Annotated in this window: 13 protein-coding genes; 7 read left to right on the top strand and 6 right to left on the bottom strand. The window is 31.3% G+C overall.

From position 1 onward, the window contains the following. Positions 1–309 precede the first annotated feature (309 nt). Positions 310–2,310 (bottom strand): T9SS type A sorting domain-containing protein, encoded by a 2,001-nt coding sequence (locus tag LBP67_10205; protein ID MDR2085351.1) that lies wholly within the window; start codon positions 2,308–2,310, stop codon positions 310–312. 255 nt (positions 2,311–2,565) lie between these two features. Between LBP67_10205 and LBP67_10200 the strand changes: the two genes are divergently transcribed. The 3 genes from LBP67_10200 to LBP67_10190 all read left to right on the top strand — a co-directional run bounded on the left by LBP67_10200 (position 2,566) and on the right by LBP67_10190 (position 6,431). Then, positions 2,566–4,785: a heavy metal translocating P-type ATPase gene (locus LBP67_10200; protein MDR2085350.1), complete on the top strand. Its 2,220-nt coding sequence runs from the start codon at positions 2,566–2,568 to the stop codon at positions 4,783–4,785. 70 nt (positions 4,786–4,855) lie between these two features. Next, on the top strand, positions 4,856–5,716 hold the full coding sequence (locus tag LBP67_10195) for an AraC family transcriptional regulator (protein ID MDR2085349.1): 861 nt from the start codon (positions 4,856–4,858) through the stop codon (positions 5,714–5,716). A gap of 298 nt (positions 5,717–6,014) precedes the next feature. Then, positions 6,015–6,431 carry a DUF2798 domain-containing protein gene (locus LBP67_10190; GenBank protein ID MDR2085348.1) on the top strand — a complete coding sequence of 139 codons (417 nt, stop codon included), beginning with the start codon at positions 6,015–6,017 and terminating at the stop codon, positions 6,429–6,431. A gap of 17 nt (positions 6,432–6,448) precedes the next feature. Here LBP67_10190 and LBP67_10185 read toward each other — a convergent pair whose 3' ends face one another. Further along, entirely contained in the window at positions 6,449–7,324 is an 876-nt protein-coding gene (locus LBP67_10185; GenBank protein ID MDR2085347.1) for a DUF1295 domain-containing protein, read from the bottom strand. Between the two features lie 174 nt (positions 7,325–7,498). Next, positions 7,499–7,924 (bottom strand): hypothetical protein, encoded by a 426-nt coding sequence (locus LBP67_10180; protein MDR2085346.1) that lies wholly within the window; start codon positions 7,922–7,924, stop codon positions 7,499–7,501. A gap of 268 nt (positions 7,925–8,192) precedes the next feature. Here LBP67_10180 and LBP67_10175 point away from each other — a divergent pair, with 268 nt between their 5' ends. From LBP67_10175 to LBP67_10160, 4 genes are all read left to right on the top strand, one after another. Continuing rightward, on the top strand, positions 8,193–9,197 hold the full coding sequence (locus LBP67_10175; protein MDR2085345.1) for a radical SAM protein: 1,005 nt from the start codon (positions 8,193–8,195) through the stop codon (positions 9,195–9,197). Then, positions 9,194–9,886 carry a hypothetical protein gene (locus LBP67_10170; GenBank protein ID MDR2085344.1) on the top strand — a complete coding sequence of 231 codons (693 nt, stop codon included), beginning with the start codon at positions 9,194–9,196 and terminating at the stop codon, positions 9,884–9,886. Before LBP67_10175 ends, LBP67_10170 begins: the two co-directional genes overlap by 4 nt. A 41-nt stretch (positions 9,887–9,927) precedes the next feature. Next, positions 9,928–11,535 (top strand): phosphoethanolamine transferase, encoded by a 1,608-nt coding sequence (locus LBP67_10165; GenBank protein ID MDR2085343.1) that lies wholly within the window; start codon positions 9,928–9,930, stop codon positions 11,533–11,535. A 283-nt stretch (positions 11,536–11,818) separates the two neighbouring features. After that, complete coding sequence (locus LBP67_10160; protein ID MDR2085342.1) at positions 11,819–12,826, top strand: tyrosine-protein phosphatase; 1,008 nt, start codon at positions 11,819–11,821, stop codon at positions 12,824–12,826. A 29-nt stretch (positions 12,827–12,855) separates the two neighbouring features. On the opposite strand, the gene LBP67_10155 is transcribed toward LBP67_10160, so the two are convergent. The 3 genes from LBP67_10155 to LBP67_10145 are packed head-to-tail and all read right to left on the bottom strand — an operon-like array spanning position 12,856 to position 15,430. Further along, positions 12,856–13,314: an MGMT family protein gene (locus tag LBP67_10155; GenBank protein MDR2085341.1), complete on the bottom strand. Its 459-nt coding sequence runs from the start codon at positions 13,312–13,314 to the stop codon at positions 12,856–12,858. A gap of 3 nt (positions 13,315–13,317) precedes the next feature. Continuing rightward, positions 13,318–14,418: a metallophosphoesterase gene (locus LBP67_10150; protein MDR2085340.1), complete on the bottom strand. Its 1,101-nt coding sequence runs from the start codon at positions 14,416–14,418 to the stop codon at positions 13,318–13,320. Positions 14,419–14,434: 16 nt separating this feature from the next. Beyond that, the gene (locus tag LBP67_10145) at positions 14,435–15,430 is read right to left on the bottom strand and encodes a class I SAM-dependent methyltransferase (protein ID MDR2085339.1); all 996 of its coding nucleotides are present in this window, start codon (positions 15,428–15,430) and stop codon (positions 14,435–14,437) included. Positions 15,431–15,467 lie beyond the last annotated feature (37 nt).

The raw sequence follows: 15,467 nt of genomic DNA, 5'->3' as shown, positions 1-15,467 counted from the left end.
GTTTGATTATCAATGTACAAAGATAATCAAATCAAATGATATAAACAAGTATAATATGTTAAAAATCAAATAATTAAACAAAAATTGGTCGAAAGAAAAATCTTCCGACCAAGCATGCTCATTGAAGCCTCTTTTTTTATTAAGTTTTGAATTTCAAATTGAAATTGCAGAGTTTAGAAAACCTAAAGTTTAGAAAGTTTCAGGATTTAGGACTTTAAATTTCATATTAAACCGAGTAAATTTTATAAATAAAGCAACTTAAAAGATTGCGCATCCTGTTTAAGTATCGTCTGCGGTTTCTTTCTTCATCTATTGAATTACAACTTTTACTTTTGAAGTAACATTATTATTCTGCATTATATCAATAAAATAAAATCCTGAAGAATAATTTTGTATATTGACTTTATATTCATTGCTTCCTGATACATCAATCTTTTCAACTATTTGTCCGATATTGTTGTATATAATAATAGATTTCATGTTATTACATTTTACATTGATAAATTCTTTTGCCGGATTAGGATAAACCTGTACATTATTTTCATAATTACTTATTCCCAATAATGTAAGATCAATTGTAGCGGCATCAGACTCACAGTCAATATAATTAGTTGTTACGGCATAAATATTTTCTCCAATATTAGCATTTATATCCGTATAGCTAAGCTCTGAAATATTTTCGGCAATAAGTTCATCATCACGATAAACATTGAAAGTTCTGAATTGTGGCAATAAAGTGTGTTCCCAAGTAAGAACAATTTGGAGTTCATCTTGTATTTGTTCTGCCTGTAAATTCACCGGAGCGTCACATAATAAAGATAGTGTCGGCACATAGCCGTTTCGGTAATTATTTCCTTTGTAACCTTGATATAAAATCGTATTCTCATTCAAGTCAACATCCAAAGGATAAACATTTACCAAAGTTTTATCGTCGGCACTAAAAGTATTCTCGTAAGATAATGCAATTAAATATAATTTACCGTCTCCGACAACATCGCCTAAATTAACGCCGTTCATAAAAGTAAATCCGTGCGGACGAAGCGGGAAATTTTCCGTAACAGGAGTTCCGTCCATATTATAGGCGTGAATATAACCGTCGTAATTACTATCTACAATATTAGAACCGAAAAGAATTTCATAGTCTCCATCATCATTAATATCCGCAATAGAAATAAATCCTTCAAGTCCGCCGACCTTAGAAATCGGAAAACCAGGAGCAATATTTCCGTTCTTATCGTATTTCCAGAGCATTGGTCCGGACTCATCGCCGGTTAAGGGACGACTGGCAAAAATAGCGTAATCATTTTCATCTTCAAGATATACAACAGTTGGAGCGCTATAAGTCCAAGTTTGGTCGGGAATATATTTTGGCCAGCCGGTCCTAAATTCACCACTCAAAGCATTCAATACATAATGTACCGGAGTATTTCCATGTGTAGCGCCGACAATATCATAATCTCCATTACTATCTAAGTCGGCAACCAATGGTGATTGATATGAGAATCTGAAATCTTGGTCAGGATCAAGTATAGGATAATTTTCTAAAATGTTTCCTTCGTTGTCGAAAATATACCAGCCTTCAACACTTGCCGTGATAATTTCAAGCTTTCCGTCATGATTAATATCTGCAACAGAAGGCGTTACGGCGGGAGTAGCTCCTAAAGACACCGGGAATCCGGCAACGTCCTCAGCTAAATAATTGATAACTCTTGTCATAGGATCAAGCTCAATTGCAGCGGAACCGCGAGTCCCGAAAATAATGTCAAGATAACCGTCACCGTCAATATCACCCAAAGTAGGTGCACAAGAAACGGGACCTCTGGTAATTACATAAGGAAATCCGGCTAAAGCATTCCCCTCATTGTCAAATACATCAATAGCACCTCTTTGTGTTGCATAGGAAGATGCAACAATAACTTCTAATTTTCCGTCATTGTTTATATCTCCCACAGTTGGAGGCCATTGAGCCAAACCGTTCAATTTAGCTTGCCATAAAATAGAACCGTTGCCTTTAACAACATAAACGGAATCATTGGTGGATATAATAATTTCATCTCCGGGCTGACCATCTAAATTTGCTAAAGTTACGCCACGGAAGTTTTTATATGTTGTATTCGATCCAAAATATACGGGAAAACCGTTGACTTGAGATTTCTCTTGTTTGTTAGTAGAAATAGTTTCATTTGTTATAACTTCTTTTACTTGAACAACACCGTTCTCATCTAAATAAGCTTGCTTTACTACATCTTGTCCGAAAGTTAATGTACTAATAAAAAGTACTGCTGCGAGGAAAATAAAAAAATGCTTCATAGTTTATTATTTTTAATTAAAGAAAAAATTATTAATTCACAAATGTACAAAAAGAAGATATAAGTACAAAAGATGAATTGTTAAAGTTCCGATACAAAAGATGATAATTTAGAATAAAGATTGTTTCTGTTTGAGATAACTCTTTTCTTAAATTTTATAAACAACTTGAGAAGTTAATCAATTAATTACCAATTATTAATTATCAAATACCAATTGTTTTATATCTTTGCATAAACCTTTTGATATTATTTTATTATGCCTAAAAATAAAACCATAAAAAAAACCTTTCCGGTTCTCAACATGGGCTGTGCAGCTTGTGCCGCCAAAATAGATAAGATGTTGAATGAAACGGAAGGTATTGAAAAAGCCGCTGTAAACTTTGCAAATGCGACCGTAACTGTTGAATTTGACCCGGATTCAACTTCTTCCGAAAAAATCCGTGCTGCTGTTCAAAATATTGGATATGATCTTATCATTGACGAAAATAAAAACCTTTCTGATGAACTCGAAGAAATACACCAAAAGAAGTTCAAACAGCTGAAAACCCGTACTGTGTGGGCAATAATTCTTTCATTACCGATATTTGTTATAGGTATGTTTTTTATGCATATGCCGTATGCAAACATAATTATGTGCGTACTTTCAACTCCAGTGGTTTTCTGGTTAGGAAGAGACTTCTTTATAAATGCTTGGAAACAGTTGAAACACCGTTCTGTAAGTATGGATACTTTGGTGGCTTTGAGTACGGGAATTGCATATTTTTTTAGCTTATTTAATATGTTTTTTCCTGAATTCTGGATTTCGCGCGGAATTGAACCTCATGTTTATTTTGAAGCTTCAAGTGTGATAATTGCTTTCATTTTGCTTGGTCGGTTGCTCGAAGAAAAAGCAAAGGGAAATACTTCATCTGCGATTAAAAAGTTGATGGGCTTACAACCGAAATCGGTAATAATTATTGATGAATCGGGTAAGCAAAAAGAAATCTCTGTAGATAAAATTGAACCCGGAAATATTATTGTTGTAAAACCCGGAGAAAAAATTGCCGTTGACGGAATTGTCATAGATGGAAATTCTTATGTTGATGAAAGTATGTTAAGTGGCGAACCGACGGCCGTTTTTAAGGAAAACGATTCGAAAGTTTTTGCCGGAACTATAAATCAGAAAGGAAGTTTTAATTTCAAAGCTGAAAAAGTCGGCAATGATACTATGTTATCCCAAATTATACAAATGGTTAAGGATGCACAGGGAAGCAAGGCTCCGGTTCAGAAGTTAGCGGATAAAATTGCTTCCGTTTTTGTACCGACGATAATAGGAATTGCCGTTTTGTCTTTTATTCTTTGGATAATTTTCGATCATACAAATGGTGTTACTCACGGTCTTCTTGCAATGGTTACTGTTCTTATTATTGCTTGTCCCTGCGCGCTCGGATTGGCAACACCAACGGCAATTATGGTAGGAATCGGAAAAGGTGCCGAAAACGGAATTTTGATAAAGGACGCCGAAAGTCTGGAAATTGCAAAAAAAGTCAATGCTGTTGTTCTTGATAAGACAGGAACAATTACGGAAGGAAAACCTGTTGTAACAGACACTATCTGGTTAGATGATTATGACGATAAGAAAAATATTTTCTATAGTCTTGAGAAATTATCGGAACATCCGCTCGCCGATGCCGTAATTCATCATTTTGCGGATTCAAAAGAAATCGAAATAAAAAAATTCGAAAGTGTCACAGGTAAAGGAATCAAGGGTTTTGTGAATGGTGATTTATATTTTGCCGGAAACAATAAACTCCTTGTTGAAAATAATATTTCAACCAATAAAACTTTATTAGAAAATGCCGAAAAACTTGCTAAAGAATCTAAAACTGTAATTTGGTTTGCAGATAGTAAGCAAGCTTTGGCAGTTGTAGGCATAACAGATAAAATAAAGGATAATTCTATAAAAGCTGTTGAAGAATTAGAAAAATCGGGAATTGAAGTTTATATGCTTACCGGCGACAATAAGGAAACCGCACAAGAAATTGCCCTTAAAGTAGGAATAAAGCATTTTAAGGCTGAAGTTCTTCCTAATGAAAAATCAAGTTTTATTAAACAATTACAATCTGAAGGAAAGATTGTTGCAATGGTTGGCGACGGTATAAACGATAGTGCCGCTTTAGCGCAAGCGGATCTTAGTATTGCTATGGGAAAGGGCAGTGATATTGCTATGGATGTAGCGAAAATGACTATTATTTCATCAGATTTGGGCAAAATTCCGGAAGCTATTAAACTTTCTAAGTTTACCGTTCGAACAATTAAACAAAACCTTTTCTGGGCTTTTATTTATAATTTGATAGGAGTTCCGATTGCCGCAGGAATTCTTTACCCGATAAACGGATTCTTATTAAACCCGATGATTGCCGGTGCCGCAATGGCTTTTAGCAGCGTAAGTGTTGTTACTAATAGTCTCAGGCTAAAGAGAAAAAAGATTAGTTAGATATAAAATAGCAATATAGGAAAAGTCTATGTTGATTTGAGGACATATCTTTGCGGAAAATTTATATAAGATGACTCAAAGGCCGACAACCAAAGAAGATTATATCAAAAGAATTAATATTATTTCCGAATATATTAATAACCATCTGGATGAAGATATTGATATGATGAAACTTGCAGAAATTTCATGTTTTTCACTGTGGCATTTTCATCGTATTACCCGAGCTTATTTTGGTGAACCCCTCGGCACTTATATTACAAGAACACGATTGGAAAAAGCAGCCAAACAACTAAGGTATAGCAATATTGCAATTAATGAAATTGCTTATCAGGTCGGATATAATGTGCCTTCTTCTTTTTCCAAAGCTTTTCGTGCTTTATACGGATTTTCCCCTAATGATTATAGAAACAATAAAGATTTGATTATTATGAAACAATCTCGACTAAATGAAAAATTAAATTTAAAAAGTCCGAAAATTTTGGAGTTGAATCCTAAACAAGTTATTTATATTAAATTAACCGGTAATTATGGTGAGCTTGATTTTGGAAGTGCCTGGCAAAAACTTTGGCAATATGTAAAAGAACAAAAACTATTTACGAAAGGTATGGAGCATATTGCAATTTATTATGATGATCCTAAAATCACAGATCCAAATAAATTGAGAACGGATATATGTCTTGCCATTCATAAAAAAACGGAATCAAAAGGTGAAATTGGTGTTAAAACAATTGAAGGCGGCCGCTTTGCTGTTTTTCTTTACCAAGGTACTTATGATAAGCTTGATATGGTTTACGATACTATTTATTCCGAATGGCTTCCCGAAAGCGGGTATAAACTGAGAAATTATCAGTGTTTTGAAAAGTATATCAGCAATCCCGCACGAGTTGCTCCGGAGAAACTAAAAACGGAAATTTATATAGCAATAGAATAATTGAAGGGTGAAAATTTTTAGATAAACTAAGTATCAGAGAGGAATTCTTACCGCAATAATTTAAACCGGAGAAAAACATCTAATTTTCTCCAAAAATTTCGACGGGTCTGCCACATCTTATATAAAGTCACTTGTTTGCGGACAGTGCCAATCTATCTGTCTTTCATAGATAAACAAAAAAAATTACTAAATTTTTTGTTTTTTGAGGTTACAATAGAAATGAAAAATTCGTACTTTTGCAGCCTAAAAAAATCTTATGTTAAAGACAAGGAAACAAAAAATTATATTTTCGCTCTTTATGTCGTTCCTTATGGTTTTCGGAATGGAATCATATAATCATATTATTGCAACAAATTCTATTAGTTTAAGTTCGTTTATAATACCTTTATTTGAACTTTGTTGGCTTATGGCAACAGTCATAATATTACAAGCATTAATAGGAAGCAAATTAGCTGAAATCATAGCTTCTAAATTTGTAAATATAGAAACCGGTCGTCCTTTAGCCATTATTTTAGTAAGACAAATTTCAACAGTATTAGTAATGTGTCCAATAATGAGTTTAGTAGCTACTTTTGCTTTTAAGAATGGTTTCAATAGCAGTTTCTTATCCATCTGGATAAAAACTATCGTGATAAACTTTCCGATGGCATTGCTTTGGCAAATTCTTGTCGCAGGACCTATTGTGAGATTTACTGTTAGTAAAATCTCACAATGATTATTTCCGAATCGAAATTAGTTGTTTTTACCTATTTTCGGCAATAAACTTCCGGTTATCTTTATATATTCAACATATTCCGGTTTGTTTTTTATTTGTCTTTTTTCCATTAAAGGTATGCTTATAAAGACGAATAACAAATTGTTGACAATAGGCCCGAAAATAGTCCACCAATATTGAGGAGCAACAGAAATCAAAATAAAATAAACACCCCACCACAATAATATTTCTCCGAGATAATTAGGATGACGGGAATATTTCCATAGTCCGTTGTTACAAACTCTTCCTTTATTATTCTTACGGAAACGATGCATTTGAATATCGGAAACTAACTGTAGAACAGCTGCAAATACACATAATGCGCAACTTAAATAAGTCCAGATATTCGGATTTAAATCTAATTGCAAAACGTAAAATCCCGGAATCATTGCTAAAAAGACTACAAGAGTCGGAAGAAAATGTATTCCCATAAAATTTACAAGTTGCCATATTTTCGGATTTTCTTCTCTATACATCACATATCTCCAATCCTGATGCATTAAATTCGGGAATGTGTAAATCCAATTTACTGTTAATCTTATTGCCCAAAACCAAATCGCAATCATCAATAAAACAGCGGATATGCTCATACAACCATAATAGAAATATAAAAAAGTTAATATTATCGGAGGAGCAACACTCCAATACGGATCGTAAATTGACGAATTTGAAAACCATACTCCGAATAACCAGATAATAACAGTTGCGGCAACATCGGCATAAAATAAATACAGAATATCATTTCCATTTTTATTTAGTGAAAAAATAAATAATCCTACCAATGTGGCAACAACGTACATTAATATAATTACTGTGTAACTTGCAAATCGCGATTGTTTAATTTTATTCAACATAATTTAATTAATTTTAAGTTAATTTACGGTTGCAAATATACACTAAATTGACCGTTCGGAAGTAAATTTCCAAAAGTTGAAGTTAATATATTGTTGTTTAGATGTTTGAATTTTGAACCCAAACTTTTAGAGGAGTATAAATAAAATAGCTTTTAGTGAGTTTTGAACAAAAAACTATTCTAAATCATCGTCATTTACTGTAAAAATGTAATTGTTGATACCGAGATTCTTCCGTTTATTACTTGGAACCGGATCATATTCCCAATTATTGCTTGATGTATAATCTTTTTTTATTTTGATTTCGCCTCTGCTATCTAAAGTAATATGCAGATGATCAAAATAATGAGTTAAAAAATCATCTAATTTATCGTGCATTTCGCCAATATAACCGTATGCATAAATTCTTGTGTAACTGTTTTTAGGAATTGTTATCAATTCCCATTCATTTCCACCGTATTTATCTTGAAATTGAACATATAAAACAGAATTAGATTTATTATCAATATAATAACTATCTTCTGAGTAAGTTTCTACGCAGGATGTAAACAATATTGCTAATAGAATGAATAGCAATGATTGTGTTTTTAATAAGTTTTTCATGTTGAGTGTTTTTGTAAATTAATTGTGCAAATATAATATCAAATCAAAAACTAAAGCGTATCATTTAAAAATTATATCTTTGAATTTATATTGTTTAAAGTGTAAATCAATTATTATCAGTATTTTTTATTTATTATGATGAACCCTTTATGGTGAAAAAATCCTTTTTACTTAATATATTACTATGTTTATTTTTTGAAAATTTATTTATTACATTTAGGTCATATTATGATTAAATCAAATATCAAACAGTTAATAATGCATTAGTATGAAGAAATTCTATACAATTCCTATTTTTATTCCGGAAAAAGCATGTCCGTTTAGATGTATTTATTGCAATCAATTTACTATTGCCGATAAAATACAATCGCCGTCTGTTCCGGAAGTAAAAGAAACCATAGAAACGTATTTGAAAACTTTTCCTGTTGAAGGAGTCAAAAAACTCGGATTTTTCGGAGGAAGTTTTACAGGCATGAGTATTGAGGAGCAAAATCAATATTTGGATGTTGCACTGCCTTATATTGAAAGTAAAAAAATTGAATCCGTGATGTTATCTACCCGTCCCGATTATATTTCGGAAAAGATTTTAGATAATTTGAAAAAATATAAAGTCGAGATTATTGAACTTGGAGTTCAGTCTTTGGATGATGAAGTACTTTCTAAGTCTAAAAGGGGTCATACTGTTTCTGATGTACAAAATTCCGCTCAATTGATTTTGCGGAAAGGATTTAAACTTGGTTTGCAAATGATGATAGGTTTACCCGGAGACACTTTTGAGAAATCTATTAAAACAGCTCATGGAATTATTGATCTGGGAGCGCATTTTACGCGTATTTATCCGACTATTGTTATAAAAGATACTCCTTTGGAAGATATTTATAAATCAGGAAATTACTCTCCGCTTGCATTGGAAGAAGCTGTTGAATGGAGTAAATATTTGATGAAATTATTTGAAGAAAATAATGTTAAGATTTTGCGAATGGGTTTACATCCTTCGGAAGGATTGATAAGCGGAAATAGTTTGATCGCCGGCCCTTTTCATGTATCATTTAAAGAATTAGTGTTAACAGCCTTGTGGAAAGATTTGCTTGAGGAAAGATCGGAAAATATTGAAAGTAAAAAAATTATTATTGAAGTTTCCCCTAAAGCAATAAATTATGCCATAGGATATAATGCGTTAAATAAAAATGCATTAACAGATAGATTCGATTCGGTTGTTTTTAAAACTAATAACGAACTTACCGGCTATGAATTTAATATTTTTGCGGAATGATAATAATTCATGATAAACGATTGCCCGATGAAGCTATACTAAACCTCAACAAATTTGGAGAGTGTTTAGCTTTTTATTCTGAGAATATTACTTATGAAGAAATTGCAGGACATCCGGATATTTTTTTCTTTCCGACAAAAGAATTTATTATTGTAGCTCCAAACACACCTCAATGTTATATAGATTTTCTGGAAAACAAAAATATTACGATTGTTACCGGCAAAAATTATATCGGAACAAAAAAAGAAAACTCAACATGCTATAATGTTGTGATATCTGATAATTATATTATTCATAATAAAAAATTTACAGATCCGGCCATTCTTCAAAATATCAAAAACAAAATATTTATTCATGTAAATCAGGCATATACTCGATGCTCACTACTTCCGTTAAAAAATGATTGTTTTATTACATCGGATATGGGAATCGAAAAAGAATTGAAGAAGCAGAACTTAAATTGTTTATATATTTCTTCTAAAGAAATTTTACTTCCGGGATTTCCGAACGGATTTATCGGCGGTTGCATGGGAGTTTATAAGAACAAGGTTTTTATTCTTGGAAACCTTGACCATCATTATGAAGGAGATAAAATAAAGTCGTTTTTATTTGAAAACGGGTATGAAATAATAAGTCTTTATAATGGAAAATTGTTTGACGGAGGAAGTCTTTTATTAATTGAAAGTTGAAAATTCATTATCACATTAATTTCTTATTTTTGTAAACTTTTATGAAGACGTTTTTACAACTATATCCGGTACGATTACTTTGTATGATTTTGTTTGTGCAGATTTCGGCTATTTTTATAAACTTTCAAATGTACGATTTTAGGGAATTCTTAATCTATTTCTGCTGGATACCCGTATTTACTTTGTTTTATTATTTTTTTCGTAAGAAGTTTATTTATAAAACAATTTTAATATTGTTTTTTATTGACGGACTGATTTCATTGATTCATTGGATTTTATTAAAGGGGCCGATTACGGCTTCAAGTATTTTTGTTTTTCTAAATACGAACTTCAATGAAGCAGGCGAATTTTTGTCATTAAAATTAAATTTTAGATTTTTATTGCTCTTACCTTATATTGCTTTGTTTGTGTGGTCTTTATTAAAAACGCCCAAAATAACTTATTATAAAAATGGTAAATATATTGTTATCGTAATATGTTTAATTTCTATTAGCTTCTTTGTAGAAAGCGGTATTAATAATCGTTTCGTCAGAAAAGCGTGTCCGCAAACAGTTAAGGCAATCGTATCGTTTCTTGATGAAGCAAAAGCTTTTAAAGCTTTAAAACAAAGAGAGTTAATTCAGATATCTGTTGAAACCTCATATTCAGATGAAAACAAATATCTCTTCGTCTTAATTCTTGGCGAATCGGTAAACAGAAATCATATGTCGTTATATGGTTATTATAGAGAAACTACTCCGAATTTAGATAAACGTAATGATATTATCGTTTTTAATAATGTAATAAGTCCGTATTCTAATACAATTAGCTCAGTACTTAGTTCCTTAACCGCATCAGATATTAATAATAAAAAGAGATTTAACGAAAGTGTATCTTTGAACGATGTTTTTTACAGTGCGGAATATAAAACTTTCTGGTTATCAAATCAATTACCTATAGGAGTTTGGGATAATGCAGTATATAATCTTGCAAAAACTTTTGATATTACTCATTATACCAACAGTTCGGCAAATTCTTCTTATGAAAGCACTTACACATCTCCTTACGATGAGGTTTTATTTGAACCGTTTAGGAAAGCTTTGGCAGATACAGCTAAGTATAAATTTATTGTTCTGCATTTGATGGGCAGTCATTCTGCTTATGTAAAAAGATATCCAAAAGAATACAGTATTTTTTCTCAAGCAGATAATGTAAAAGAAAGAACTATCAACCAATATGATAATTCGATTTTATATAACGATTTCTTTGTTGACAGTTTACTCAAAGTGTTAGTGAATTATTCTAATACTGATACAAATATTATTGCTTCTGCTATTTATCTTTCGGATCATGGTGAAAATGTTTATGATGAGGGAAACACTGCCGGTCACGATTATACCGGGGTTCTACCTGATGCAAATATTGAAATACCCTTTATTGTCTGGCTTTCGCAATCATATATTGATAATTACCAACATAAGGCATCAATTATAAAACAAAACTCTTCCTGTCCGTTTATGATTGATAATTTGTTTGAATCGGTTATCGATTTGGAATTTATTGATTATAAGGAAATAAACTTAAGAAAGAGTATTTTTAATGAGAATTATAATTTGAATAGAAAACGTGTTCTGGAAGATAAAAGTAATTATGATATAAGAAGTTATTAGATTCATATTTCGTATTCAATTTCCTGAAATTACACTGTTGACGCATTTAGATTTAACATAATAAATAATTGATGGGTTTTTTACGAATATATCATCATTACATTTCCTAATCATAGATTATTCGTCATAAACATTATGTATTTCTTAAGAAACTTCTATAAAATTAATGTTTTTAGATATTCAAAATTTTAGGCGCTGGCCTTATTTGTTAATTAAATTATCTATTCTCGGTTTTTTATTCTGAATTGATTTAGTACTTTTGTAGAATAATTCCCATTTAATTATGAAAGACGAAAATTCTTTAAACATTATCTCTAAACAGTACATAAACAGTGGTTCAAAAGTTGCGGAAGTGATTCGTGATAAAGATTCCAAAAACACTTTTATTTTTGTTATGATTAGTGATAATTGGAAGTTGTATTCAGGAAGATCGGATGATAATATTGATATGTCAACTCCGATTCTCGAAGGAAATTCTAAAGGAATATTTCCAATAGAAGTGTCTAATTTACATAGACATTATTTTTTATTGGAAACGGCAGGAAAGAAATATTTTCTTTCGGAACGACTGCTGCCGATGAAGGGAGCTCATAATTTTAGAGATATAGGCGGAATAAAGACAAAAGACGGAAAGTATGTAAAATGGGGAAAGCTTTTCCGCTCGGGTGAGCTTAGTAAACTTATTGATAACGACAAAATTTATTTGGATTCGATACCAATTAAAACTATTGTTGATTTTAGAGATTATTCTGAAGTAAAAAGGGAACCGGACGCACTTCCGGCTTTAATGGAAAAGCGTTACCATTTTCCTCTTGCCCCAGGTAATCTGGCCGGAAATGTTACACTTAAAACCGAAAGCTTGACGAGCTCTACTGCTGAAAAAATTATGAAAGAAATGTACAAGGAACTTGTCAGTGATGATGATTGTTTGAATTGTTATAGACAGTTTTTTGCATTAATACAGAATACCAATAACTTGCCTCTGCTTTATCATTGTACTGCCGGCAAAGATAGAACAGGAATGGCTACCGCTTTAATTTATCTGGCTTTGGGCGTTGAGCTTGAAGATGTACTGTTTGATTATTTGCTATCAAATGAATATTTAGAAGAAAAATACGGAGATATTAAAAATGAAAATGAGTTCTTCCGGACTTTATTGGAGGTAACACCTGATTTTCTTTATGAAACTTTAGAATTTACTAAGAAAAAATACGGAAGTATTGATGATTTTCTTACAAATGTTTTAAATGTTGATATAGATAAAATGAAGAAGATTTATTTATACTCTTAAATCTGTAAAAATAATATTCAAATATTTCACTAAAGAATAAAAAGCTTTTTATCAAAATCTTTGACAAAAAATTTCTTTCCTTTCGAAATTATTGTATGACCTTCTTGTTCAAGTAATTTCTTTTGATTTTCAATTCCGCAGGGATATTTTTCGTTTAATTCTCCATTAGCTTTCAATGTTCTCCAGTATGGAATTTTATCCGTATCTCTTTCTTCACTTGCATGTGCCGCTATACTTATAAAAATTCCTGCAGTAAGTTGACATGTAAAATCCGCATTGTGTTGAATTGCAAGATAATTTCTGATTTCATTGCTTGTTATCAGCTTACCTTTGGGAATTCTACGTATGATTTCATCATACTGAATAGGAGCGGCAATCAACATTCTGTTACCGCCATGTTTTTGTAATGTTTTTGGATCACCGCATTCTTTTACAACAGGCATATCTTTACTGTCGTGCAGTTTTTCATTGAAAGTTCTTTTTGCCATAATCTAATATTTGAAATTAATAACAATATATTCCGATTGGGAACCTATGCGAAATTTTCCGCCCCAAATTCCTATACCTGAAGAAATATAATAATGAGTATTATTCTTTTGATAATAACCATGCGAAACTTCGAAGATTTTATCTGTAACCCAAGAAATCGGCCAAATTTGTCCGCGGTGAGTATGACCAGATATTTGTAAATCAACGTTTTTGTTCATTGCATCATTTAAATCTGTAGGTTGATGATCAAGAAGAATAATCGGTTTTGTTGTATCCAAACCGTCAATAAGTTCATTTAATGTTTTCCGTGATTTATTTGTTTGATCATCTCTGCCGATTATATATAAATCGTTAATCATCACAGAAGAATCTCTTAAAAGAGTAATATCGGCACTCTTAATAAAATTGATACAAGCATCAATTCCGGAAATATATTCGTGATTGCCGAGAACCGAGTAAACTCCGAATTTGCTTTTAATCTTCTTCAAGTTTTCCGCCATATTTTCCCTCAAAACAGGTTTGATGCTATTATCTATCATATCTCCGACAATTAATACTATATCTGCATTTTCTTTATTAATTAACTTTATCCATCGGTTTAATTCCTTATTTCCTATACCATATCCTAAATGTAAATCACTGATAGTAACTAATTTTAGATTCTTGTTTAGATTACTTTGTGAAAAATTTATGTTGATCTCTTCCCGGGTTTTATTTTGATATTTAATATATCCGGAACTCATTAAAACAGTTAGGAATAAACACAACGACATAAAGAAGTACTTGTTATTAAAAATATATTGGTCAATATTAACCAAGTGAGTTAATCTTATAATGTCGATTAAAAGAAAGATTATCAATAAATAAACACAAATAAAAAACCATGCCGAACCAACTCTATATAAGATTTTTGTAATACTTACAGGTAATACATTGCCTATAATAAAGCTGAGAATAAATGCTAAAAACAGGAATATTATTAATGCAATAAAAATTATTTTACCAAGTTGGCCGAAAGGCGCGATTTGCCATAAGCGTACTGAAATATATATGCCGCTACCTAATATGAATGAAAGAAATATTATTATTTGAAAAATTACCATAGCAAAAATTTAATTATTATTTAGGTTCAATATAAAGTATTATCATAGGAGAAATATAAAATCCTACTTTGCCCAGGATTTTGATAGAGAGGTTTGCAAGTTTTGCAGTAATAGATTTTAATGAATTAGCATATAAAGAGTTATAATAACCTTTATATAAAGACATCTTATAGTTTAATGGTTCCAATACTTTTTTATATTCCTTAGTTGTAAGGATTCTTTCTTCCCAGTTGCCGTTTCGAGGATCACAGGTATTATGTTTATCGGCGGGTTTCGGAAGGATATTATTTTGAATTGTTTTATCGATATCATCGAAAGTTAGTCCGCGTGTAGCTTCTGCCCACTTGTTTTTATCTTCCTTAGTGAAATTTGGATATTTAGCTTCGATATAATCAAATCTTAATGTATAATAATTTGGTATTTCAGCGGACCCTGTTTCACAATCATCCATTATTTTATGCAGTTTATGCTTTTTTATCGGATTGAAAGGTGTGGACCCTGTAGTGAAAGTCATGTTCATTTTAGGATTAATCTTTTTCAAATCAGAAAAGAAAATATCAAGATTATAAATGTGTTCTATCAGGTCAGTTGCAATAAGCGAATCCGGACAGATATTTTTATTTTTTACATAATCAATCAAATCTTTTGTATCTCCTTCAATAAAAATATCCGCACCGCAATTGAAACAATTGTTCTTGAGATATATTGCCGTTTCAACAGAAAGCGGATTTCTATCAACATAAATAACATTCTTAAATCCGCATTTTTTTGCAAGAACGCTTAAAAATCCGGCACCGCCACCATAATCAATAAGAGTAATATTTTTATCTTGCGCCTCATTTGAAATTAGATATAAACAATCTGCAAATATTTTACAGTAATATTTAAAGGAAGTTTTCATGTGTTTGATATACTTCTTATTATAATCACTTATAGGTAATGAATCGAAATTAATAGATTGTAATATTTCCGAAAAAATATCAGCTTGTTTATAAAAAAATTCTTTTGTCATTTAATGCAGTAAATTCAAATGCAAATATAGGAATTAT

This window comes from Bacteroidales bacterium, from assembly GCA_031276035.1.
In the GTDB taxonomy this organism is placed as follows: Bacteria; Bacteroidota; Bacteroidia; order Bacteroidales; family BM520; genus RGIG7150.
Note: the sequence above shows the minus strand (reverse complement) of the source record. Positions and strands in the feature narration are given on the sequence as shown.

Bases quoted from the DNA above. Each gene is read 5' to 3' on its own strand.
- LBP67_10205 (MDR2085351.1), bottom strand. From the start codon at position 2,310: ATGAAGCATTTTTTTATTTTCCTCGCAGCAGTACTTTTTATTAGTACA.
- LBP67_10200 (MDR2085350.1), top strand. From the start codon at position 2,566: ATGCCTAAAAATAAAACCATAAAAAAAACCTTTCCGGTTCTCAACATG.
- LBP67_10195 (MDR2085349.1), top strand. From the start codon at position 4,856: ATGACTCAAAGGCCGACAACCAAAGAAGATTATATCAAAAGAATTAAT.
- LBP67_10190 (MDR2085348.1), top strand. From the start codon at position 6,015: ATGTCGTTCCTTATGGTTTTCGGAATGGAATCATATAATCATATTATT.
- LBP67_10185 (MDR2085347.1), bottom strand. From the start codon at position 7,324: ATGTTGAATAAAATTAAACAATCGCGATTTGCAAGTTACACAGTAATT.
- LBP67_10180 (MDR2085346.1), bottom strand. From the start codon at position 7,924: ATGAAAAACTTATTAAAAACACAATCATTGCTATTCATTCTATTAGCA.
- LBP67_10175 (MDR2085345.1), top strand. From the start codon at position 8,193: ATGAAGAAATTCTATACAATTCCTATTTTTATTCCGGAAAAAGCATGT.
- LBP67_10170 (MDR2085344.1), top strand. From the start codon at position 9,194: ATGATAATAATTCATGATAAACGATTGCCCGATGAAGCTATACTAAAC.
- LBP67_10165 (MDR2085343.1), top strand. From the start codon at position 9,928: ATGAAGACGTTTTTACAACTATATCCGGTACGATTACTTTGTATGATT.
- LBP67_10160 (MDR2085342.1), top strand. From the start codon at position 11,819: ATGAAAGACGAAAATTCTTTAAACATTATCTCTAAACAGTACATAAAC.
- LBP67_10155 (MDR2085341.1), bottom strand. From the start codon at position 13,314: ATGGCAAAAAGAACTTTCAATGAAAAACTGCACGACAGTAAAGATATG.
- LBP67_10150 (MDR2085340.1), bottom strand. From the start codon at position 14,418: ATGGTAATTTTTCAAATAATAATATTTCTTTCATTCATATTAGGTAGC.
- LBP67_10145 (MDR2085339.1), bottom strand. From the start codon at position 15,430: ATGACAAAAGAATTTTTTTATAAACAAGCTGATATTTTTTCGGAAATA.